At 45.8% G+C, this 21,849-nt stretch carries 20 protein-coding genes and 2 tRNA genes; 13 read left to right on the top strand and 9 right to left on the bottom strand.

The genetic code is table 11. The features are described 5' to 3' along the window. Window positions 1-136: 136 nt before the first annotated feature. The 4 genes from AC6I1F_RS06415 to AC6I1F_RS06400 all read right to left on the bottom strand — a co-directional run bounded on the left by AC6I1F_RS06415 (window position 137) and on the right by AC6I1F_RS06400 (window position 3,463). Entirely contained in the window at window positions 137-913 is a 777-nt protein-coding gene (locus tag AC6I1F_RS06415) for a leucyl/phenylalanyl-tRNA--protein transferase (RefSeq protein WP_290372650.1), read from the bottom strand. Between the two features lie 11 nt (window positions 914-924). After that, window positions 925-1,473, bottom strand: a complete 549-nt coding sequence (locus AC6I1F_RS06410; RefSeq protein ID WP_370267554.1) for an NUDIX hydrolase — start codon at window positions 1,471-1,473, stop codon at window positions 925-927. A 23-nt stretch (window positions 1,474-1,496) separates the two neighbouring features. Beyond that, a complete protein-coding gene (locus AC6I1F_RS06405; protein WP_290373132.1) occupies window positions 1,497-2,081 on the bottom strand; it encodes a hypothetical protein in 585 nt (194 codons plus the stop codon). A 113-nt stretch (window positions 2,082-2,194) separates the two neighbouring features. Next, the gene (locus AC6I1F_RS06400; RefSeq protein WP_160335876.1) at window positions 2,195-3,463 is read right to left on the bottom strand and encodes a hydantoinase/carbamoylase family amidase; all 1,269 of its coding nucleotides are present in this window, start codon (window positions 3,461-3,463) and stop codon (window positions 2,195-2,197) included. A gap of 252 nt (window positions 3,464-3,715) precedes the next feature. Between AC6I1F_RS06400 and AC6I1F_RS06395 the strand changes: the two genes are divergently transcribed. The 3 genes from AC6I1F_RS06395 (at window position 3,716) to AC6I1F_RS06385 (ending at window position 5,393) form a co-directional block, all read left to right on the top strand. Next, window positions 3,716-5,071, top strand: a complete 1,356-nt coding sequence (locus tag AC6I1F_RS06395; RefSeq protein WP_290173126.1) for an NAD(P)/FAD-dependent oxidoreductase — start codon at window positions 3,716-3,718, stop codon at window positions 5,069-5,071. Between the two features lie 98 nt (window positions 5,072-5,169). Next, window positions 5,170-5,246 (top strand) — tRNA-Met (locus tag AC6I1F_RS06390). Window positions 5,247-5,316: 70 nt separating this feature from the next. Next, a tRNA-Met gene (locus AC6I1F_RS06385) sits at window positions 5,317-5,393 on the top strand. Window positions 5,394-5,646: 253 nt separating this feature from the next. On the opposite strand, the gene AC6I1F_RS06380 is transcribed toward AC6I1F_RS06385, so the two are convergent. Continuing rightward, complete coding sequence (locus AC6I1F_RS06380; protein WP_497801627.1) at window positions 5,647-7,443, bottom strand: IS1634 family transposase; 1,797 nt, start codon at window positions 7,441-7,443, stop codon at window positions 5,647-5,649. A 280-nt stretch (window positions 7,444-7,723) separates the two neighbouring features. Here AC6I1F_RS06380 and AC6I1F_RS06375 point away from each other — a divergent pair, with 280 nt between their 5' ends. Continuing rightward, entirely contained in the window at window positions 7,724-7,897 is a 174-nt protein-coding gene (locus tag AC6I1F_RS06375) for a type II toxin-antitoxin system HicA family toxin (protein ID WP_160335874.1), read from the top strand. Window positions 7,898-7,949: 52 nt separating this feature from the next. Beyond that, the gene (locus AC6I1F_RS06370; RefSeq protein WP_160335873.1) at window positions 7,950-8,375 is read left to right on the top strand and encodes a hypothetical protein; all 426 of its coding nucleotides are present in this window, start codon (window positions 7,950-7,952) and stop codon (window positions 8,373-8,375) included. A 128-nt stretch (window positions 8,376-8,503) separates the two neighbouring features. Here the strand turns inward: AC6I1F_RS06370 and AC6I1F_RS06365 are convergent, their stop codons facing one another. Beyond that, entirely contained in the window at window positions 8,504-9,412 is a 909-nt protein-coding gene (locus AC6I1F_RS06365) for a LysR family transcriptional regulator (protein ID WP_497801676.1), read from the bottom strand. Between the two features lie 92 nt (window positions 9,413-9,504). Between AC6I1F_RS06365 and AC6I1F_RS06360 the strand changes: the two genes are divergently transcribed. From AC6I1F_RS06360 to AC6I1F_RS06345, 4 genes are all read left to right on the top strand, one after another. Further along, window positions 9,505-10,575, top strand: coding sequence for an alpha/beta hydrolase (locus AC6I1F_RS06360; protein ID WP_497801675.1), 1,071 nt, complete (start codon window positions 9,505-9,507; stop codon window positions 10,573-10,575). Between the two features lie 426 nt (window positions 10,576-11,001). After that, window positions 11,002-12,333, top strand: coding sequence for a site-specific integrase (locus AC6I1F_RS06355; protein ID WP_290372371.1), 1,332 nt, complete (start codon window positions 11,002-11,004; stop codon window positions 12,331-12,333). Window positions 12,334-12,566: 233 nt separating this feature from the next. After that, complete coding sequence (locus tag AC6I1F_RS06350) at window positions 12,567-12,800, top strand: hypothetical protein (protein WP_251570654.1); 234 nt, start codon at window positions 12,567-12,569, stop codon at window positions 12,798-12,800. A gap of 67 nt (window positions 12,801-12,867) precedes the next feature. Beyond that, a complete protein-coding gene (locus AC6I1F_RS06345; protein WP_289163954.1) occupies window positions 12,868-13,677 on the top strand; it encodes an MBL fold metallo-hydrolase in 810 nt (269 codons plus the stop codon). Here AC6I1F_RS06345 and trhA read toward each other — a convergent pair. Continuing rightward, window positions 13,674-14,336: a PAQR family membrane homeostasis protein TrhA gene (gene trhA / locus AC6I1F_RS06340; RefSeq protein WP_160335867.1), complete on the bottom strand. Its 663-nt coding sequence runs from the start codon at window positions 14,334-14,336 to the stop codon at window positions 13,674-13,676. The genes AC6I1F_RS06345 and trhA overlap by 4 nt on opposite strands. Window positions 14,337-14,524: 188 nt before the next feature. Here trhA and AC6I1F_RS06335 point away from each other — a divergent pair, with 188 nt between their 5' ends. From AC6I1F_RS06335 to AC6I1F_RS06325, 3 genes are all read left to right on the top strand, one after another. Next, entirely contained in the window at window positions 14,525-15,076 is a 552-nt protein-coding gene (locus tag AC6I1F_RS06335; RefSeq protein WP_251570656.1) for a biotin transporter BioY, read from the top strand. 331 nt (window positions 15,077-15,407) lie between these two features. Next, window positions 15,408-15,719, top strand: a complete 312-nt coding sequence (locus tag AC6I1F_RS06330) for a cytochrome c3 family protein (RefSeq protein ID WP_160335866.1) — start codon at window positions 15,408-15,410, stop codon at window positions 15,717-15,719. A gap of 3 nt (window positions 15,720-15,722) precedes the next feature. Continuing rightward, window positions 15,723-17,261 (top strand): FAD-dependent oxidoreductase, encoded by a 1,539-nt coding sequence (locus tag AC6I1F_RS06325; protein ID WP_251570658.1) that lies wholly within the window; start codon window positions 15,723-15,725, stop codon window positions 17,259-17,261. 79 nt (window positions 17,262-17,340) lie between these two features. Here AC6I1F_RS06325 and AC6I1F_RS06320 read toward each other — a convergent pair whose 3' ends face one another. Further along, complete coding sequence (locus AC6I1F_RS06320) at window positions 17,341-18,117, bottom strand: hypothetical protein (RefSeq protein WP_290372372.1); 777 nt, start codon at window positions 18,115-18,117, stop codon at window positions 17,341-17,343. Further along, window positions 18,114-19,085 (bottom strand): LysR family transcriptional regulator, encoded by a 972-nt coding sequence (locus AC6I1F_RS06315; protein ID WP_497801674.1) that lies wholly within the window; start codon window positions 19,083-19,085, stop codon window positions 18,114-18,116. The genes AC6I1F_RS06320 and AC6I1F_RS06315 overlap by 4 nt, the downstream gene beginning before the upstream one ends. Window positions 19,086-21,028: 1,943 nt before the next feature. On the opposite strand from AC6I1F_RS06315, the gene AC6I1F_RS06310 reads away from it, so the two are divergent. After that, window positions 21,029-21,838, top strand: coding sequence for a MetQ/NlpA family ABC transporter substrate-binding protein (locus tag AC6I1F_RS06310; protein ID WP_251570664.1), 810 nt, complete (start codon window positions 21,029-21,031; stop codon window positions 21,836-21,838). Window positions 21,839-21,849: the final 11 nt, after the last annotated feature.

Genomic DNA, 21,849 nt, shown 5'->3' with positions numbered 1-21,849 from the left:
GGTACAAATAAACCTTCCGAAGAATCGGAATAGAAAAAGTATAGCAATGCAAATGCGCCGCTGTCTGAATCGGGTATTAAAGTTTTACCTAAATGCCCGTGAAATCGCTGTATTTAAAAGAAAGCGATAAGAGAAACTATTTATCCGAGAGGAGAATTCCGAGACAATCATTGAGTGAACGGCCGCAATAGAGTCGCCAGTCAATAGGATCTCGTGCGGTCTCTTTCTGAAGAGATTGATAAAAGTCTGAGCCGCTCAGTTTTTTTCCGCCGAGACTGATGAGATGCTCGGTCGCTTCCTGACAGTCGATCATATAAACAGATTCGCTGCGGGCGATAGAGCAGAGCATGGAAAGCGCGAGCTTGGAAAGATCGGGAAAGGCGGTAAACATGGATTCTCCGTACAGCATCCTTCCGATGGAATCAAACATGAGACCTGCGGCAAGTTTACCGTCAACTCGGCATTCGATCGTATGAAAGAATCCGTCTTTCATGCTTTCAAGATATGCGCGTCTCAAAGGACGGCTGATCCATGTGCCGTCCTGTCCCGGGCGAGCGGCAGCGCAGCCGCTTAGGACATCTTCCGGAGCATGGTCTAAGAAAATCTCAAGCTTGTGTTTAATCCCGTCCCTTCGATAAACATTCTGAAGCGCGTCTCTAATCCGCTTGCGAAGCGAATGAGAAATGATCAGCTGACTCGGATCGAGTACCAAACGCGGATCGGTAAAAAACCACAGGTAGGGCGCAGAGACCGACCACGGAAACACGCCTTTAGCGTAACCCGCACGAAGCATCTCTGCGCGAAGCGTATCGGAAAAAGCGACAATACCTTCATAACGCTGCTTGTAAATCGGATTCAGCGGATTGAGAACCTTAAAGCTGTCCGCACCGCTGATGAATTTAATCTCCGACATGACAGCAAATCCTATAAAAACTTGCCCGGGGTGTGCTTTTCAATGTAATGAAAGCCGAAGGCGCCTTTTTTCAGATCCGCAAAAAATAAGCGCAGAGATTTTTCCACCGAGTTAAAGGCGAGCTTGTCCCACGGAATTTCCTCTTCGCTAAAAAGCCTAGCTTCAAAGGTTTCCGGTCCGGGGTTAACGCTTTCGTCTTTCATGCGCGCAAGAAACATCAGATGAAGCTGATCGGCGTGCGCAATATCCAGAAGGATGTAGGGCGCAGAAGAAATCTCCGCATGGATTCCGGCTTCTTCCTCGGTTTCTCTCTCAGCGCCTTCGCGTGTTGTTTCCTGAACCTCCTGGTGACCCGCGGGAAGTGTCCAGTATCCGAGCCTCGGCTCGATAGCCCGACGGCAGAGCAGCACCTTGTCGCCGAGATAAGGTACCGTACCGACAATATTTATCGGATTGATATAGGCGATGTAGCCGCAGGACGGGCAAACATCGCGCTCGTGCGTATCTCCTTCGGGTATTTCCCGTTTAGTCGGGTGGCCGCATTTTTCACAAAAATGAATTTCTCTTTTGCCCATACTGATATCTATTTGAAGCGATCGATGCTCACCGGCTCACGCTGCGTAAAGACCTCCGGACGAGAAAGCAGCATTCCGAGGATTTGATACTTGTACTCAAGATATTTGGCATGAGCTTCCTTGCTGACGCTCCCTTCCTGGTGACGCACAACTTCTTCAAGCCACTGCTGAGTAAAGATGCTCGGATCAAGAACATAAGACGTCGCCTTATCTTTATAGGCGACCTCAAAATACATTCTTCCGCCGGCCGGTGTCGCAGGCGCAAAATCCGGTCCGATCGAAAGATCCAAGGTAAATCTGCCTTGTGTTACCGCTCTTGTAACAAGTTCTATTCCGTCTCGAACCTCGTCACCGGGGAAGGAGGTCCTGAATTTAAATTCTTTACGGAAAGGAATGCTTCCGGGGCAAAGGTCTTCGGAAGCAGCGAGAATGAGGCGCAGGACCACTCCGCTGGCGATAAGTCCGCGCGCGCCGCTGTAGCGCATCAGATCCTCACGCTGAAAGGCAATCTGACCTTCATCGTCCTGGACAATTAAAAATGTCGGTGCTTTGTAATACATTTGATTCATTACTCGGTTTACGTTAGTAGGCAATTATAGTTCCGAGTGATACACAAGGGCTTGAAGAAGAAAAAAGCGGGCAGATGAGTGGAGGGTCTCAACTGCCCGCAAAAACAGGGATATCAGTGGATTCAAAAGGAGATTAGTTATTTATTGTCATAATCACATACAGTGTGCCAAAGCAGTTCGGCGCCCTGGATGAAATCTTCAAGCTTCATGGCTTCACGCCAGTTATGGGAACCGTTCTGATTAGCGACGAAAATCATGCCGACAGGAACACCGGCGTTGGAGAGAACCGCTGCGTCGTGGCCGGCGCCGCTCGGGATTGAGAGCGCGTTAAGGCTGTGATCGGCTGCGGCCTTTTCGATTCTTCCGCGAACCTGAGGATCCACACCGCTCGCTTCACAGACAAGAACATTGTCGAATTCGAAGCGGACGCCTCTTTCTTTAGCGATTTCATCGCATTCAGCCAGCATCAGATTATGGAATCGATAAAGCGTATCCATGGAAAGGCTTCTCATATCAAGACCGAAAGTAACCTCTCCGGGAATAATCGCAATCGCTGCGGTTTTAGCAGTGTTTACGACGCCGCATGTGAAGACCAGATCTTCGCCCGCATCAAGCCATTCTTTCCAGTGTTTGTCCATTCTGCTAAGAAGATCCGCGAGCGCGAGTACCGCGTCGTGTCTGAATTCACGATTAACCGCACCGGAATGCGCAGTTTCGCCGATAACTCTGCAGATCTTGTGACGCAGATTGCCTCGAATACCGGTAACGGCAGCTATGCGGTGTGTCGGATTGTTTTCCAGAGTGGGGCCTTGCTCGATATGAAGTTCAATAAAGGCGGCAATGTTGGAGAGCTCTTTAAGCGGTTTTCCGCTTGTCATGGCAACAGGATCGAACCCGGCGTCTTTAATCGTATCGAAAAGCGTACGGTCGCTGATACGGTGTCTCAGCTGCACTTCTTCCGGTTTAAGGTTTCCGGTAAGCGCTAATGAGCCGACATAGGCTCTGCCAAACCAGGAGCTTTCTTCCATGCGTGTGACTAAAACCGTGTAATCACGCTCGAGCTGAACATTCAGTCGATCAAGCATATCCGCAACCGTCATAGCAGCGCAGACCCCTGCAAGACCATCGTAGTTTCCGCCCTCGGGAACGGAATCTCCGTGAGAACCGGAAACGATGCCGGGGAGACTGCGGTTTTTACCGGGACGTGTAATCCACAAATTGCCGGCCGGATCGATTTCAATTTCCATATTTAGGCGCTTTGCCTCGGAAATAACCAAATCGTGGACGTACTGCTCATGAGGTCCGTAACCCTGACGGGATACGCCGCGTCCGTCACGGCTTTCTTCACGAATCTGATTTAAAAACCGTTCTGCATAAGGTGAAGCGAGAGTCTGAAAATTAGTCATTTAATCTTGAGAATGTGGGGTTGTAATAATTTAATTCTATGCAAGCAAATCAAAACTGAGAGTTAGTTAAATCATGAACTTAAGTTATTTAAAACTTGTTATCGATTTGATCCTAATAAACATAAAAAGCCGTGCCGCAGTAGGCGTCTGTTACAGATTTTCGCACTTGAAAACAAGTTCTCATCTGAATGGGTGATGACAGTTGAATAGGAATGTATAAAAATCAGCGCATAGAACTTAGAGGACTTTTCAATGGATCGGTTAATGGATATTCCGAGCTCGGCAGAACTCAAACGAGTCGTTGTTGTCGGAGGAGGTTTTGCAGGACTGAATTTCTGCAAAAGGCTAAAAGATGAGCGGTTTCAGATTGTTCTTCTGGACAAAACCAATCATCACAATTTCCAGCCGCTCCTCTATCAGGTAGCGACAGCTGGCGTTGAGCCTTCGTCCATTTCATTTCCGTTTCGCAGCTTGTTTGCCGGCAGAAAAAACTTCCATATCCGCATGTGCGAAGTCTTGGAAACCGACGCTGAAACTCAGGAAGTCAAAACTTCGATCGGCAGACTGCATTATGACTATCTCGTCATAGCAACAGGCTGCGACACTAATTACTTTGGAAACAAAGCGCTGGAAGAAAACACCATGGCGCTGAAAACAACCGCCGAGGCACTGTACAACAGAAACCACATCCTGGAGAGTTTTGAAAGAGCAGTAGATACGGACGACATGCAGGAGCGCGAAAAGCTTCTGACTTTTGTGGTTGTCGGAGGCGGTGCCACCGGTGTTGAACTTGCCGGAGCCTTAGCCGAGATGCGACGCTTTGTTCTTCGCAAAGATTATCCGGACTTAGACGTTGACAAGATGAGAATCATTTTGGTCGACGGCAAGGATCGTCTTTTGTACTCATTTAAGCCGAAATCTTCTCGAGAAGCTGAGGAGTATCTTCGTTACCGCGGCGTTGAGCTGAAACAGAAAACGCGTGTTCTTGGATATGAGAATGAAGTGCTGAGGCTCAGCAATGAAGAGATTCCCACCGCGAACGTGTTTTGGACAGCTGGTGTTATCGCAAATTCGATGGGCGGGTTCAGCTCAGACATGTATGGCCATGGGAATCGCCTGATTGTTGACGAATTTAACCGAGTCGGCGGATACAAAAACGTGTTTGCCTTAGGCGATACTGCGCTCATGAAGCAGAAAGACTGGCCGGACGGTCATCCGCAGGTTGCCCAGCCGGCAATGCAGCAGGCGGACAACTGCGCAGACAACATTCTCGCGATGGAGGACGGGGAAGCGCTTAAACCCTTTAAATATCATGACCGAGGTTCCATGGCAACGATCGGACGCAATCATGCCGTCGTTGAAACGAAAGGTTTAGTGTTCGGAGGATTTTTAGGTTGGTTGGTTTGGCTGGTCATCCATCTGATGAATATTGTCGGATTCAAGAACCGTCTTTTAATCTTCATTGACTGGGTATGGAGTTATTTCACGCACAACTCGAACCTGCGCATTGTTGTTCGGCCGTTAATCAAAGGAGATCGTCTGTACCGGCTGATGAAAGCTCAGGAGCAGATCCGCGAGCAGAAATACAAGAAGACGGACAATTCCTAGAGCGCAATTTGGGTTCACGTTGTGGAGGTCATGTTGCACAATGTGAATTCTCATGTTATAGTGTCGATCTCGGTTGATTGATTCAACCGTTAGCTGATTGCGGGGTGGAGCAGTCTGGTAGCTCGTCGGGCTCATAACCCGAAGGTCACAGGTTCAAATCCTGTCTCCGCTACCAATTTCCTAGCGAAGTTGGTTTTTCAAGTTTGCAAGCTTGAATGTAAAACATCAGCAAAGGCCAGAATAATTGCGGGGTGGAGCAGTCTGGTAGCTCGTCGGGCTCATAACCCGAAGGTCACAGGTTCAAATCCTGTCTCCGCTACCAATACGGTCGGTTCTGAAAGTTCGGAACCGACTTTTTTGATTCCTGAGTTCATTTTTGCGCAAAAACCGAGCTTCCAGTTTATCGTTCTCAATGTCACAACTTCGGAATTTTTGTACTCCCAAACAAAGCAAATGCCTTTTGGGGCTTTTTACTTAGACCTCGTATTCTCCATGCCTGCTGACGCTGCTCCTGAAATATTGCAGAATCTAGAGCCTCTAGCAGAGGCTCAGCTTTTAATCTGAAGGCATCTTCTTTAGAAGTCTGTCTCTTCTTCGTCGTCTTCGTAGACCTGCGCCTTTTCGGGCTCTGCATCAGGAACCGGAACCCCGAGGGCTTCAAATAACATCCGTCTTTTCCCTGCGATTTCACCGAAGTAGTAACCTCCGCAGAATCTGGTCTGCATTACATTGTTCAAAGAGTCCAGAACTCTGCAGTCACTGTCATACACCATCGGCAGACTATTATTCTTTTTGCACTCCTCACTGTATTTTCTCAGCCTGGTTCTGACAATCATCGCAATAGAGGTTGCCAGGAACTGTACAAACGTTTTACCAGTCAATGATTCGTTGTCCGAGACTCGATTTCTTGAGCAGCCCAAGCGGGATTTGAGTGTTTTAAATGTATCTTCGACTATCCAGCGTTCCTGGTAAGCGCACCAAGCTTTTCTAGCATCGGATATTTCGTCGCTTACCAGTACCCGGTAGCCTTTGTAGCGGAGCTTTTGATCCACTTTTTTATTGTCGACGCTGTAGCTGACCGTGCCGTCTTTCTCATGTTTTACAAACACCTCTTCTAGTAATGTTTGTTCGTTTTCATCGAGAGACTTACCGGCGGCCATCTTTTCGCGTATACGAATGATTCTCTCAAACATCCCTTGTCTGGCATTCTCAGCAATTTGTCGATCGAAATAGATATGCCAGTAAAGCTCCGCAGTTTCCTGCGTCTTTTTTGTGGATCTCTGACCCGTTACAGGATTAGGTTCATAAATCCAGCTGATCTTCTTTGTCACCTGAAAGACCTGAGTAAACCAATCCATTCGATTTAAGTCCTGGAGGTTAACTCTTTCTTCATCAATGAGCTCTTGGGTAAGGCTGCCTGATATCCCGCACTTCATGTTGAACAGAAAGCCAACTTTATTTCTCAGGCAGTCATTGATGTTTTTTGTACCGCTGTAACCTCGGTCAGACACAAGAACAACGTTTTGGATGCCTAGTCTGGAGTTGTCAGCAATGACCTGCCTGACGGTTTGTACGTCCGGAACGTTTCCGTCGTAGGCTCGATAGAAGATAGGCAGTCCGCTTTTGGACTCGACCAACATCAGCAGATTAATTTGAGGAAGGTTGTCCTCGTCTTTATTCCTGCCTCTTTCTACATTTGGCAGCTTATTTGCGTAGCTCGAAATGGAGGTCGAATCTAAAGCCAATGTCAGCCTGTCGTCGTCCCCATTTTTTTTCTTCTGCTCTATTAATCCCTCCTGGATGGCAGAAAAGTAATTTTCTATTTGTTGTTTTTTGATTTTCCTAAAAACTCTGCCTATTGAGGAAGGATGCAAAGCCCCGCCCCATGGAAGACGAGTCGCCTCGGCAAAGGTCGGATATTTAGAAATATTGTTGTCCTGATTGAGGATTATGAAGTAGGCAATCGACAAAACTTTTAGATAGTCTCGGCGCTGTGGAAAGGCCCTTTTAAGAGCTTCTCCGATAGGAGATTGCGCAACGAGCTGATCCAGCGCCCACGTGGCTCCCGCATGCAGTTGTTTGACATCCATTGCTTGAGAAAGAGTAAAACCGCCTTCACTCACCGCAGTGAAGATATAGTCTTTGCCCTTGCGTTGGCAAATAAAATCCCTTAATTCAGGGCGCTCAGCTAAAAAGTGTTCGTCCCAGCGGATTCGGCCTTCCTTCTGGCCGGAGGTAACAGTACCGACCTTCTTGAAGCTAACTCGATAACTTCTCTTTTTCTCGGAATCCCACTTATTTTTATAGGTGTAAACGTAATAAGCCGAAGGGCTCTTTTTAATAATGAGCGGAGGCAGTTTTGGCGTATTCATAATTACAATCGATTATCTAATTAGGTAATCTAGTATAACACGAAAAATCATTTTATTCCTCTGAAATAAAATGATTTTTTGTGATTTTTAAATTTTTAGTTCTCTAGTTCTGCAATTTTTCAGGCTGCTCATTAACGGCCATCGGGAGAGTTAGAAAGACATCTTTTTCCCTTTTAACGTCTTCACGGGCTTTCTTCAACCATCGATGAAAAAAGTAAATGGAAAAGTTGACTTAGTATTAGAAAATGTTTACTATACTTCTGTTACTAAGGAGTTTTGAATGAAATATGGCCAGTTCATCAAAGCTCTTAAGGACAAAGGAGTGAAAGTGGATGATGGCACTAGGCATTTGAAGCTTTCATACGGCGGTAAACAAACTTGTTGCAAAAGACATCCGACGGAAGAATATCCGCCGATACTCTTAGCAAAAATTTTGAAACAGCTCGGTCTTTGAACTTAAGTAGCAGGTGGGAGAAACCCCGCCTTTCACAACTTCGGAGGCGTTTATGAGATTATCTTACCCGTGTGAGGTATCGAGAGATCCTGAATCCGGTCAGGTTATTTTGGAGTGCAAGAATCCGTCAGCGTTTGCTTTTGGAGATAGCTTGGAAGCTGCAGAAATGGATATGCACTCATTGCTGCTTGACTGCGTTGCTGATTATGTTGACGAAGGAAAAATCTTCCCAACTACAGTAAAACGTCCCAAAAAAAATGAAGTTTCTGTTGAGCTGACTGCTAGCGAAACCGTCAAAGTTTTATTTCTCAATTCGATGATAGAAACGAGGACTAAACCGATCCAGATAGCCAGGCGATTAGGAGTAGCAAAACAGGAAGTTACTCGAATCCTGAACCCGAGACAAAAGACGAAGATTGACACTCTAGAGAGGGCAATTGAAGCAACAGGAAAGAAACTGATTTATTCAGTTGTCTGACTGATATTAATGCAATAAAAAAGCCCGCGAAACTGCACGCCGTTGGCTAATCACTCTCTCTCTGTTTTCGCGGGAATTTATCTTAATCTCCGAGAAGTTCAAGACCGTCTCTTATAAAAGTGCCGATTCTAAGGAGCCGTGATTTCGCTCTTCAGCGCAAGTTCGTCATTAATGTCTTTGACATGCTGAAGAAATCTCTGACACACTAAATTTAAATTGGTGTCCCTCGACCAGGCAAGCGTGATTTTGGCGGTTAAGGGAGGATCAAGCGGTAAAAACTGAAGATCATCAAAAGATTCGTAGCCGCCGACATGCTCTAAACACAGCAGCGTGCCAAGCTTTTCCCGAACCATCAGTACCGCGCTTGAAGGAAGATTAAAGTAGCCTCGTAACTGAAGCTGCTCCGGAGCGTATCCGAGCCAGCCGGTAAATTCTTCACGCTTAAAGACCTGCAGTGAACCTAATAACTGCAGATTCTTCAAGTCCAGCGGACCGACTTTATCTCTCCCGGCAAGCACACTGTCTTTGCGGCAAATCACGCCCCATCGATCTTCAGCATTCAATTCAAGTGTCGCATACGGAGACGTATTGACCTTGCCAATGAACAAACCGAACTGCGAAACACCGCTGGTTAAGTGTTCCGCGATAAGCGGTTCGTGTCCGCTGATGACTTCAAAAACAACTTTTGGGGACTCCTGCTGCAGCCGCTTCAGCGCCATTGCAATGTACTTAAAGGCACAGGTTTCTCCGGCCGTAATCGTGATTTTCCCGCTCAGTCCTTCAAAATGAACCAACTCGTCACGAGTGCGGTCAAACAGATCCACAATCGATCTCGCGCGCTTGAATAAAAACTCTCCCTGCGGCGTGAGCTTCAGCTTGCGCTGACTCCGATCAAAGAGGCTCTGTCCGAGTTCATCCTCAAGTTCGGCGAGCTGACGCGATAAATTCGGCTGAGTCGTGTGCAGAAACTCAGCGGCAGATGTGAGATTCGGCAGTGAAGCTGCCGCAAGAAAATATCGAAGGACGCGAATATTCATAATTAATTCTTATAAAAATTATGAAAACAAACAATTAGTAATTATAAAGGCGATTGCTTACCATGACTTAATCAATCCTATGGATGTGAGTTATGAAAAAAAGACAGTTCATTAATTTGACGCTGACAGCGCCTCTGGTACTGACATTTAGAGACCTATTGGCAAAAGAGACAAGGAACAGAGAGGTACAAATGGAAAATTTAAAGTTAGATACCAAATGGGATAAGGTTTTTAAACAAAGCGATAAAGTGGATCACTCCAAAGTCGCATTCCACAACCGCTACGGTGTAACGCTCGCAGCTGATCTGTACATTCCTAAAAATGCTTCCGGCAGGCTTCCGGCTATTGCGGTCAGCGGTCCGTTTGGCGCGGTAAAAGAGCAGAGCTCCGGACTTTATGCCCAGACGTTGGCGGAAAACGGCTTCATTACGCTCGCCTTTGACCCGTCATTCACCGGTGAGAGCGGGGGCGAGCCCCGTTATATTGCCTCTCCGGATCTCAATACCGAAGACTTTAATGCCGCAGTGGACTATCTTTCAAACAGAAAGGATGTAGACCCGGAAAAAATCGGTATCCTCGGCATCTGCGGCTTCGGCGGTATGGCAATCAACGCTGCCGCCGCTGACCCGCGAATCAAAGCAACAGTCACATCTACAATGTATGACATGAGCCGAGTGAATGCGAACGGTTATTTTGACGCGGAGAACACCGCTAAGGACAGAAACGAAAAACGTGCTGCCATCAGCGCTCAGCGTACTAAGGACTATGCGGCAGGCAGCTATCAGAGAACTCAGGGTCTGCCCGATAAACTTGCCGGAGAAGAACCGAAATTTGTCAAAGACTATTTTGACTATTACAAGACTCCCAGAGGATTCCATCCGAGAAGCGTGAATTCCACTAAGGGTTGGAACACAACAATGCCGATTTCGTTTATAAACATGCCGCTTATGACATACGCGTCCGAAATCCAAACACCCGTGCTGATCATCCACGGGGAAAAAGCCCACTCTGTGTACTTCTCTAAAGACGCTTACGCACGCTTAAAAGGAGACAATAAAGAGCTCCTGATTATCCCGGGCGCAAGTCATGTTGATCTTTACGACAACAAAGCAGGTGCGATTCCTTGGAGTAAGATCGTAGAGTTCTACAAGAAAAACTTGTAATAATTCATTAAGGTTAGCTAATCTTTATGCTGAGGTAGGATAAAATCGCCTCAGCATTTTTTTTGAAAGGCTCCCTATGTCGGAGCATCGATCCACCTCTCTAAAACGAGACCGAGCTCGTTTTATCGGATCGGAAAGCACTGTGTCCGTGTATGTCGCTTAATGGCTTCACACGGAACATGCTTGGGCGTAACGCCTTAACCGTCTCCCGTGTGACTGCCGCACTTCGGATAATACCGGCCGCTTCGCTTAGCGTAGGCCGGAAGACGAATGATTCTTAATTTATAAACTTTCAGCGGGTTCGCGCCCGCTAATATTTTTATATCGATAATGTCCGAAGCAGAAAATTCATTTCATTTGAACCGAAGAAAAGACGCAGTTAAACCGGTTCGAAGGACCAATTCTATTTTTCCCCGCAGAAACTGTATGTGTTTGGTCGGAGTGGAGCGGCACAGCCATAAATGGCGATTCGTGGTCAATGAGCTGTGCGCAAATTACAACCACTTCCACGCAGCCAAAATGAAATGCGCGTCGTTCGAAACCTCCAAGAGTCGGTACCGGTTTCTCATGGAATTTTTCGGTTATGTCTGTCCTAAATTTCGCATTGACCCGAGAGACTTGAAAAGCAAACATGTTCAGGATTATTTCAGTTGGAAAATCCACGAGTTAGCCTCTGAAGGATGCGGCGAAGAAAATATCAAACTCAGAATCAAAAACCTTCGAAGCTTCCTAAGCTTTTTCTGTCGATGGATCGCAAAACCCGGTGTAGTTCCAAGCTATCAGGACCTCATAGCGCGATCCGGTTATCGCCCGAAAGAACTCAAGATGCCTTCGTCACGAGCGAACGCGCTCAGTATTGATAAAGTCGAGCAGTCGATCGTCCGCGCTTTTCAGATCGATGTGCGTCTCGGCTTTCAGTTAAGCTTTATGGCGTTCTTCGGACTGCGCCCGAAAGAGTCCGTCGGACTCGTACTCAGTAAATGTGTTGTGCTCGGAGGAGATCTCGCTTATCCGTACATAAAGATCCAGACCGCAAGCGGATCAAAAGGAGGGCGCCCTAGAAGAATTGAGGCTTCCAATCCTTCTCAGGTTAAATTCATCAATGTCATGATGAGTCTTGCCGAGGAAATGAACATTGATGCGCTTTGCTGGCCGGATATGACCATCCATCGGGCAGCCGCTCGACAGCAGAGGTTGATGAGTAAAGAACTCGAGCTCAGCAAAGATTCCTTCGACGGCTCCGCCTACCAGTTTCGTCACAGCTTCGCCAACAGTTTTAGTGCCTTAATCCCTTCCGGTGAACCGTTAAGAGATCTCTCCGAGAATCTCGGACACGCTAGAGAAGAGATCGCGGCCGCATATCTGGGATCTTCCGGAAGAGCAGGAGAGGACAGTATTCCGGAACTTGCCCGAGCACTCGCCCACTGTGAATTTGAACCCGAGTCATTCATGATTCGACTTTGCCGACTAATTATTGAGATTTCGTTCACGGATCTCCGATTGGCGCTTTCTTTGGCTCTTTGGGTGCTTAAAACCAGAGATGACGAAATTTACTGCCCGATTCAGCTACTGAAAAACCGTCTGATCGGCGAGAAAAAATCGCTCCTCAGCCCGGAAGAAATCCTGGATCAACTGTCCGAACATTCCGAGAAATCTAAAGTACGTGAATTTATGATGCGTGCTCAGGGCTTTTTAAATTTGGATACAGTGGAACAAAGGGTTCTTACACCGCTGACGAATCGGATATTTTTCGGATGATGAAACATACCCATATTTGGAAGTTCAATGCCTTAAAAACCTAAAAAATTACTAAATATGCTACCAATTCGGGAAATCACTAATGAAACCTATGAAACCTGCTGATATTCAAGGTGTTAGAACGGCTGTTTTTACAAAAAAAGTCTAAAAAACAGTACGTTGAACGCGTAAAAATTGGCGTGATTACTGGGGTTCACGTACAATGCTTAGTGTCGAAACTCTTCGAGATTATTGTGTTTACAAAGTTAGAAAGAAAGACGGTCAGACACATGATGCTGTCCGTTGCACTTATCGCATTAGGTTACATTGTCGCTGTAGTTGGAGCTGATAGTAATTTTGTTATCGTAGCCGGTCTTCTGATTATGCTTGTCGGCTGGTTCTTCCTCCTTCGTTCCGGTCATGGAACACTCCATCCAAAAAGCGCCTCCGTCGCAAAATTAAATAGATTAAAAGAAAGCGTCGAGTAAAAAGCCTACGCGGCCAAATTATCGCTAAACTGCTGAATGTTGTTGAACATCAGCAGTTTTTTCAATTATGAAGCTCACGGTCGTCGTCGATAATCTTTGCTGTAAATCCGGTCTTCTTGCGGAATGGGGGTACTGTGCACACCTTCAGAGCGAATCAGGTGAAATTCTTTTAGATACCGGCGGTCCGGGTCATGTTCTTGAACACAATCTCCGCTGCTTAAACATTTCCGTGAGCGCGCTGAAGGCGATTGTTCTCTCGCACAGCCACTATGATCATGTATCCGGCATCCTGGATCTGGTATATCGAGCCAAGGAAGCCGTTGTTTATGCAGGAGACGGAATACAGACCGAACGCAGAGGCGATGCGGACGCAAAGAGAAGAAACGGCGGATTCGATATCCGTACACTGCCTAAACACTGTCTGGTAAAAGATTATGAAACGGTGCTTGCGGATGTGTATGCGTTTACGGTACCAAAAAACGAGCGAAATCCGCATTTTGTCTGCTGTCGTAATCTTTGGGAAGTTGACGGACAAGGTTCTATCGTTCCGGACGGTTTTGAGGACGACCTCTCGATGGCGGTCCTGACGGAAAACGGCTGGTCTCTTCTGCTCGGGTGCGCGCACGCGGGACTTCCAAATATTCTGGAGCGAGCAAAGACGCTCTTTGGAATTGAAGAGTTTGACACGATTGTCGGCGGTACGCATTTATGCAGCGTTTCGCCGGAACACTATGACGAATGGCTTGACAAACTGTCTCAGTATAAAGTCTGTCGCTGGCGTCCCAATCACTGCACGAGCTTTAAAGCGGCTTCGGCTCTTGCCGCTCGCTTTACTGACGTGGATTGGGCGGGCTGCGGAACTGTCCTTGAGCTCTAAATCGTATACATCACGGCAAAATAGTGTGTAATGCTGCCGCCGAGCACAAATAAGTGCCAAATTGCATGATGGTAGGGAAGTTTCTGCCAGTTGTAGAAAATTGTGCCGAAAGAATAGAGCAGACCTCCGGTAACGAGCAGCGCGATACCCTGTGTCGGAAGCGCCTCGATGACCGGTTTGAACGCCAGAAGCACCAGCCAGCCTTGGAATAGATACAAAAACGTATTGAGTTTGTCGCTTTTTTTGATGAGCCACGGCTGGAAGGCTATCCCGAATATTGCGACCAGCCAATTGAGCGCGCAGATGGTGATGCCCAGCCAATCGGGCATCAGATTCAGCATAAACGGAGTATAGGTTCCGGCGATCAGCAGAAATATAGCGGAATGGTCCGCAATCTGCAGTTTTCGCTTTGCCTCGACGTTAGGAATCGCATGATAGAGCGTACTTGCGAGATAAAGCAGAATCAGCGAGGCGCCGAAAATAGAAAATGTTGTGATAGATAACGCGTTCCCGTGACGGGCGCTGTAGATCACAAGAAAAACCAATCCCACAATAGCGGCAACAAACGCTAAACCATGGGATACGGCATTGGCTATTTCCTCGCCGGTGCTGTAGAAACGCTCATTCGTACGCGTGAAGCCGGAATAGGTGATTTGCATTATTTTTAACGGTATTAGAAACCGTCCTCCCCATAGATTCTTCAATCAAATATAAAGAGATGCATGAACGAAATTCACCTCAAAAATCGTCAGTTTGTAACAAAGCAATTCTGTAGCATGAGAGGCGATAATCCGTGACAAATTTTCTAAAATCCGTGAAGTAAACAACCTCACATAGGAGATACTCAGTGAAAAACTTTACCCTATCATTCAACGCTCAGCATCGTCTCACTGCGGCGAAGCTTGCAGCCGCTGTGGCTCTTTTAATTGCCTGCTCAAAGATTTCTTTTTCAATCGGTCCTGTTCCCCTGACGATGCAGACGTTTGGTGTCGCGCTGATCGGTGCGGTTTTGGGTGCCAGACTGGGTTTCTCAGCAGTTCTGAGCTATTTACTGCTTGGCTTTGCCGGTTTACCGGTGTTTGCGACGCCCCTCTGCGGTCCGGCCGCTTTCTTCGGCCCGACGGCGGGTTACCTTGTCGTATTCCCGTTTGCAGCCGCTTTAGCCGGCTTCTTAGCGCAGCGCGGCTTTACCGGAAAGCGCTTCATTGCTTCTTTCTTTGCTCAGAGCGCCGTCAACATTCTGATTGTAGCAGGCGGCGCACTTTGGCTCTCCTTCACCATCGGAGCAGAGAAGGCGATTGCCGTTGGATTCCTTCCGTTCGTAATCGGCGCGTTCCTGAAGTCTGTTTTAGGCGCTGCCGTCCTCTATGCGGGAACCCTTTTCTCCAAGAGAAAATAAGCTTTTTAATTAATTAAGCCGACCGGTCGTATCTTAGAATTCCCAATTCTTGTGAATTTCCAAGACAAATACGATCGGTTTATTTTTTAATTTTTATATAGGGTGATATTAATAGTTTTATCTCTGTTTATTTATTTACATACTGAATTTATGAATATTTAATGAAAAATAAATCTTAATTAAATTGATCATAATTTAATAAAAATATATATTCAGGTTTTTACCGATCTACTTAAGTCTGTAGTCGCTTTTTTAGCGATAGCTTAAATTTCACTTAACGATTCAAGTTTAGTTAATTGAATCGACTCACCTCTACCACGGAGAACTACTTATGAAAGTTAAAACTATTCTTAGTTTTGCAGCGACTCTGCTTTGTGCAGCCGCGTTCAGCATGAGTGCTCAGGCCCAGCTCAAAAACAGCCCGATGCACGCTCAGCTTCCTGACAATGCTCAGACAAAAGACTGTCTGATGTGCCATCAGTCTTATGCGGCCGTCGCTCAGAAGACAGCTAAGATGGAACCCAATCCTCACAGCAACCACCGCGGTGAACAGAACTGCACCAACTGCCACAGCGTTAAAGGCAAACCTCATTTTGAATGCAATGATTGCCACAGTTTCAACATCAAAATGAAAGGAGAATAAGAAATGACTAAATTTTCTCGCCGTTCTTTCCTTGGCACAGCCGCTGCCGCTTCTGCCGCTGCTGTTTCCGCTCCCGCTATGGCAGCTTCCACTTCTGCCGGCAATCTTCCCGCCAAATGGGATGACACCGTTGACGTAGTTGTTCTCGGCTGCGGCGGTGCCGGTATGATGGCTGCCTGCCAGGCTCATGACGCCGGTGGTAAAGTCGCTATTTACGACGCAGGTCAGTCTCCTTTCCATACAGCTACAAACCTCTGCGGCGGCCTCTTCACAGCTTGGGGCTCTCGCATGCAGAACGCTGATCCGGAAGGCAAAAAAGACTCCTGGCAGCAGTTCGCTGAAGACATCATGGCTTATGGCAACTACATGAGCCTGAAAGAACCGGTTTACTGCTTTGCAAAACATTCCGGCAAAGCATTCGACTTCCTTGAAGACGCGGGTCTTGCCAAACATCATCTTGAACCGTATGCCGGCCATTCTCAGCTTCGCGCACACCGTCAGGACTCTTTCAAGGGCCGTGACTACATCGAAGTTCTGGTTAAACAGCTCGACAAACGCGGTCTGAAGATCAACCACGGCATGGGCGTCACCAAGTTCTACTTTGACCCGGCTACCAACACCGTTGTCGGCGTTCAAGTTGGCGAAGGCGACAAGGCCAAGAACGTTAAGGCGAACAAGGGCGTTATTATGGCAACCGGCGGTATCACCGGTACTCCTGAATCTCTTGACCGCTGGGTTCCGAGCGTTGCAGGCAAGGGCGTTGCTATCGGCGGACCGAAGAATGACGGTACAGCCATGATGGTTGCTGTTCGTGACGTCGGTGTTCCTCTGTCTCACATGCAGTACATCGCTTCCTACCCCTGCGGTATCGTTGTGAACGGCCGCAATGGCCCGTACTGCCGCTGGTGGTTCATCACCAATAACGGCGGTATCCTGGTTAACAAGAACGGTCAGCGCTTCATTACAGAAAAAGAAGGTATCTGCCATGTGACACCGCATCTAGCATTCCAGCCCGAAGGCTGCCACTATGTCCTTACCGACCAGGACGGTTGGGATCGTACACTGCAGAAGATCAAACTCGGTGCTCTGATTGGTCTGCCGAGCTGGCCTGCTGAAAGAGTTGAAGCCGAATTCAAAGCCGGCAAGAACCTCTGGAAGTGCGACACTATCGACGAACTCTGCCAGAAGTCCGGTGTCAATGCTGACGGTCTCAAGAAACAGCTTGACGTTTGGAACAAGGCTGTTGAAAGCAAGAACGATACACAGTTCGGCCGTACAGACCAGCAGTGGAAACTTGGCCGCGGTCCTTGGTACATGATCCGCATGGAACCGTGGAACAACCTCTCCTGCGGCGGTGTTCGTGTTAACGAAGACATGCAGGTTCTCGGCTGGGATCTGAAACCGGTCAACAACTTCTACGCTGCCGGTGAAACAGTTGCCGGTGTTCACGGCGCCTTCTACTGCGGCGGCAACGCCTGCGGTTTCGCACACACATCCGGTTGGGTTGCCGGCCAGAATGTGATGGGCAAGAAGATTGGCTAATTTGTAGTTCTGTGGTAAGCGGACGCTCCGATTGGGGCGTCCGACTAAGTTCCTCGCCTTAATCGGCGAGGTCTTTTTTTTATATCAGCTTGTGATGCGCTAAATAAGCTGCTGTCGTTTCCTCGACGCAGCTGTGCCATTTCGGAAGAATCACTTCAAAAGTCTCCTGAAACGCTAAATTCCCGGCTTCCTCTGCCGGATGCGATGTTTGTAACTGCTGATACTGAACCTTGGCGAGAGGGCGGTCGGGAAGAATTTTTGAGAGCAAAGCGCGAATGTACTCGATGACTTCCGACCTAAGCGGAGTGCCGTTGGCGCTGATCCTGCAGCTGCCGCACAGAGCCGGGTTGGAAAGCGCTTTAAGAGCGGCTTTTATCGACATTAAACTCAACAGGCGGCTGTCAATAAGGTCGACATAGTCGTCTTCTTTTACAACGACGCGTTTTCTATTAAGAAAGATCTCTATCCAGTCCGTCACAAAGTTTCTGTTATCCGGGCTGATAAGCAGCTGAGGCAGCTCAAACGTCAGGCAGTGACAATTCTCATTTAAAGGGAAAGGCGTTTTCGTGTCGTGCCAGCTCACGAGAAGAGAGTCAGTGTCCTGCAGGGCGTGAGATATTGCTTCATAAACAGATGTCGTGTACTTAACTTCTGCGCGTTTGGTTTCCGGCGCAAAGAAAACAACAGAAGGCTTTCTAACCGTCAGAAACGCAGCTAGAAGGGAGCTGTCCGAACGAGGAATATCCTGCTCGCTTATTAATAATAGGGAGCCGTTTTTACGAACCTCACCGCTGAGATAAGGTTCAAAAGGTTCAGCCTGTCCCAATAAAACAAACTGATAATCCGCATCCGTCATACAACTGTCGTATCGTTAGAGTCACTGACCCAATATCCTTCGTAGTCCGGAGAAACAAGGCCGGGAAGGTCCTGAATAAAATCGCAGAACCAGTTTACAAAGCGTTCAACTTCTATTCTGTTTCGATCCTTGCGGCTGAGATAGATCGGCTGCAGGGGCAGAGTCCAGTCTGAAAGAACCGGAACAACCTTGCCTTTTAACAGTTCTTTAATATAGAAGTACTTTGGGCAGTACAGGCCGATACCTTTTGAGGCAAGAACAATATTTTTAACCGCTCCCGGATGATTAAAGCGCACAACCGAGTGTTTATGCAGCGGAAAGCTCTCGCTTCCTTTGCGCAGAAAGAAATTCATTTCCCGGCCCTGGGAATAGTAGGAGAACGTGTTGTGCTCACGCAAATCGCGCGGACTGCGGATAGGGTATTTCTGGGCTGCTAAGTACTCCGGTGTCGCGACTAAAAGGTTCTCCAGTCCGCAGATCAGTTTGGAGTCTCGTGTAGAGATATTGACCTGGAGCGGAGTGATCACAACATCAAAGTTTGAGAAAGAATCCGGCGAGATGAGCTCTAAGTATCCTAATGAGCGTAAAGAAAACGACACGGTGCTGTCCATATCGATATACTCGCCGAGCGCCTGCGAGATGATTTCCTCGCTGAAACCGATCGGTGCGACGATCGTGATATGTTTCTGTTCGTTGTGATGAACGTCCTGAAGGTCTTTGAAGACGGACGCTGCATCGAATACAACGCGCCGCATACGAGAGAAGGCCAGGGAACCTGCAGCAGTCAGCACTAAATGCTTGCCGCGGCGTTGGAAGAGGTCGGTGCCGAGTTCGCTTTCAAGTTTATTGAGACGTCTTGAAATAGAAGAGGGTTCAATACGCATTTCTTCGGCAACCTTAGCAATTGAGCCTTTGGCCACCACTTTGAAGAATAATCGCCAGGTGTCAAGATCGGAAACTGTACTCATAATTTTTTCAAAACATCATACTTACGGATGATTAGTGTTGCCAATTGTAAGTAACTCAATAGGCATGTTGAACAATTAGAAATCGTATAGTTAATTGTTTTTAAAAGTTATTTTAAAGATTAATTATTGAGTATAAATGTAAATTGCTTTTTTAGGCAATGATATATGACAAAATTTGTCATTGTTGAATGGAAATAATAGGCGCAGAATATACCCGTCAGTCAATTTGGCTGACGGATATCTCCTGATTGGTTGTTAGATATGCGAAGAGAGAAAGCATATTGAACACTTAAGCCTTCTTCGGAAAGAGAGAGCCGAAGAAGGTTTTTTTTGTCCGCACGGATTCTACCCCAAATCCAGCCGTTTTTTCTCCGCTGCTCGGCATCAGATTTTTAAATTCATCTTCGACAAAGATATCCTCCGGATACACCGGTGCAATTTTTTTTAATCCAAAAAACAAAATTAAAAAAAGTAACAGATTTATCTTCCTGATGAAATCATCGAATGATCAGACTTTACATGATGTCAAAGAAAATACTCATAAGAGCACAATTCAAAAGTCAGAAAAATTAGCACTACAAGATTTTTGGTTCTAAAAGAGAGAAGTGGGGCCTGAAACAGATTTAATTGATTGTATATTAATTAACAATCATCAATGTTTTATAGATATTAACATTAGAAGAGAAAGAATAAACAGATAAAAGAAAAATAAAAATAGTTTAAATAATTATTTTCATTTTAATATTAAAACTATACAGATAATTTATTTAATCACTATTTATTTTAATTTGAATAAAGAATCAAAATAACTTAGTTAGCTTCTCTGAATATTTATTATGAATTTCTTATTATTTATGTATTTGAAATTTTTTAAACCCATTGTCACGATTTAAAATAAAACCTAAACGAAGCAGAAGAGTGAGCAGTTAAGACGATTGAGACAGCAAATAGCAGCCAGAAGATTATGACAGAAAGGCGGCTGAGGATATCACAAAATAGTTATTCACAACGCATTGTGAATTTGCATGGAATCCTTTTTTTTCTTTCATATTCAGTTAGTTATATACATTCATCCAAGTATAAACACTTAAATCGACGATATAAATATGTCCATATATATACTGTTATTTCAAACCATTAGAATGTTTCTCAAGAATAAACTTTAAAATTTACTATTTTTGCTGACAGCGATTGTTAAGAAATTAAATTACATATATTCAGCTAGTTATAAGTTTCCTTGAAGTATTGAAATTTCATACAGCATCTCGTACTGTATAAATAACTGTATAAATAATTTGTACAGTAGCTTTTTGACAGTCTCTCTGGAAAAGGCTCTTGAAGTGTTGAATTTCTAAATCATTGACCGATGCCTTCAAAATAAAATTAGATAAATTTTGAAGACGTAAATTAAATAAATTTAAATTTAAATAAATAAGTTGATTAATAATGAATTTCTATTCTTATTATTATCAATTGATTTGTGTTCTCTACCCTATCGGAGCAGAGCTTGCCTCAATTTTCTTTCTATAGAATTAAAGCCTATATCGAAATTTGTTTTGTTTACTTCTGTATTGAAATTTGTTAGAAGTTTGTTTATTGATGTTTAACTTTTAGTTGTCTATTTTATAAATCTTGATTAATATTTTAATTAATACCTTTTTTAAATAAAAATAAGGCGGTTTACGCTTTGACTGTGTCTCTATCGAGTCTCTTTTAAAATTTTTATCGGATGTCTAATGATTAGATAAATAACAGACTGATCAAATTGAATAATTTGGCGAAATTTGAATATCTCAAAATCGGGGTGATTTTACATGAGTTTTAAAAAAATGAGTTCGTAAAAATTCTCTCCCGCCTTCATATATTCGTAATTTCCTTCGTATAAGATTTTTAAATGTTGTAATCATCGAAACAATTATTCATTCATCTCTGGAGAATTTGTTATGCAGCGTCGCAGTCTTATTAAAGGAGCCTTCGCAGGTTTCCTTGCCGTCTCTTCTTTATCACTTGCGGTCACGTCCTTTGCCGCCAATACCGTCACCCTCAAAGTTGGTGCTTCACCTTTGGTTTCCGGTGACGTCCTTAACTTTGTTAAGCCTGAATTGGCTAAAAAGGGTATCGACCTGAAGATCATTGAATTTACAGACTACATTCAGCCCAACTTAGCGCTGGCCGATAAAGAAATTGATGCAAACCTCTTTCAGCACAAACCGTTCATGGAAAAATTCTGCCAGGACAGAGGACTGAAACTGACTGCGCTGCCCGGCATCTATATCGCCCCGATCGCGCTTTACTCTAAAAAGATTAAAGACGTTAAAGAAATCAAAAAAGGCGATCGCCTCACAATCCCCAATGACCCGACAAACGGCGGACGCGCCCTTCAGCTTCTTGCAGGCGCTGGACTGCTTAAACTGAAACCCGGTGTCGGTCATATGGCTACTGTTGACGATATCGTTGAAAATCCGCTGAAGCTCAAAATCATTGAAGTGGAAGCCGCAACGCTGCCTAGAACACTCGACGACGTCAGAGCCGCCGTTATTAACCAGACCTACGCGCTGCCTGCGGGACTGAATCCGCTTAAAGATTCTCTGCTTCTGGAGTCTAAAGACTCTCCTTACGCCAATATGCTTGCGATCCGTACCGGAGATGAAAAGCGCCCCGAAATTGAAGCACTCGACGCTGCGCTCCATACACCTGAGGTGAAACAGTTTATTATCGAACGCTTCAAAGGTTCTTTAATTCCTTCTTTCTAAACGGCGAACTT

The sequence above is a fragment of the Parasutterella sp. St.1A3 genome (assembly GCF_059728705.1).
This window is presented reverse-complemented; position numbering and strand designations above follow the sequence as displayed.

Bases quoted from the DNA above. Each gene is read 5' to 3' on its own strand.
- AC6I1F_RS06325 (WP_251570658.1), top strand. From the start codon at position 15,723: ATGACTAAATTTTCTCGCCGTTCTTTCCTTGGCACAGCCGCTGCCGCT.
- AC6I1F_RS06375 (WP_160335874.1), top strand. From the start codon at position 7,724: ATGAAATATGGCCAGTTCATCAAAGCTCTTAAGGACAAAGGAGTGAAA.
- AC6I1F_RS06345 (WP_289163954.1), top strand. From the start codon at position 12,868: ATGAAGCTCACGGTCGTCGTCGATAATCTTTGCTGTAAATCCGGTCTT.
- AC6I1F_RS06355 (WP_290372371.1), top strand. From the start codon at position 11,002: ATGTGTTTGGTCGGAGTGGAGCGGCACAGCCATAAATGGCGATTCGTG.
- AC6I1F_RS06395 (WP_290173126.1), top strand. From the start codon at position 3,716: ATGGATCGGTTAATGGATATTCCGAGCTCGGCAGAACTCAAACGAGTC.
- AC6I1F_RS06365 (WP_497801676.1), bottom strand. From the start codon at position 9,412: ATGAATATTCGCGTCCTTCGATATTTTCTTGCGGCAGCTTCACTGCCG.
- AC6I1F_RS06370 (WP_160335873.1), top strand. From the start codon at position 7,950: ATGAGATTATCTTACCCGTGTGAGGTATCGAGAGATCCTGAATCCGGT.
- AC6I1F_RS06310 (WP_251570664.1), top strand. From the start codon at position 21,029: ATGCAGCGTCGCAGTCTTATTAAAGGAGCCTTCGCAGGTTTCCTTGCC.
- AC6I1F_RS06415 (WP_290372650.1), bottom strand. From the start codon at position 913: ATGTCGGAGATTAAATTCATCAGCGGTGCGGACAGCTTTAAGGTTCTC.
- AC6I1F_RS06380 (WP_497801627.1), bottom strand. From the start codon at position 7,443: ATGAATACGCCAAAACTGCCTCCGCTCATTATTAAAAAGAGCCCTTCG.
- AC6I1F_RS06320 (WP_290372372.1), bottom strand. From the start codon at position 18,117: ATGACGGATGCGGATTATCAGTTTGTTTTATTGGGACAGGCTGAACCT.
- AC6I1F_RS06400 (WP_160335876.1), bottom strand. From the start codon at position 3,463: ATGACTAATTTTCAGACTCTCGCTTCACCTTATGCAGAACGGTTTTTA.
- trhA (WP_160335867.1), bottom strand. From the start codon at position 14,336: ATGCAAATCACCTATTCCGGCTTCACGCGTACGAATGAGCGTTTCTAC.
- AC6I1F_RS06360 (WP_497801675.1), top strand. From the start codon at position 9,505: ATGAAAAAAAGACAGTTCATTAATTTGACGCTGACAGCGCCTCTGGTA.
- AC6I1F_RS06315 (WP_497801674.1), bottom strand. From the start codon at position 19,085: ATGAGTACAGTTTCCGATCTTGACACCTGGCGATTATTCTTCAAAGTG.
- AC6I1F_RS06330 (WP_160335866.1), top strand. From the start codon at position 15,408: ATGAAAGTTAAAACTATTCTTAGTTTTGCAGCGACTCTGCTTTGTGCA.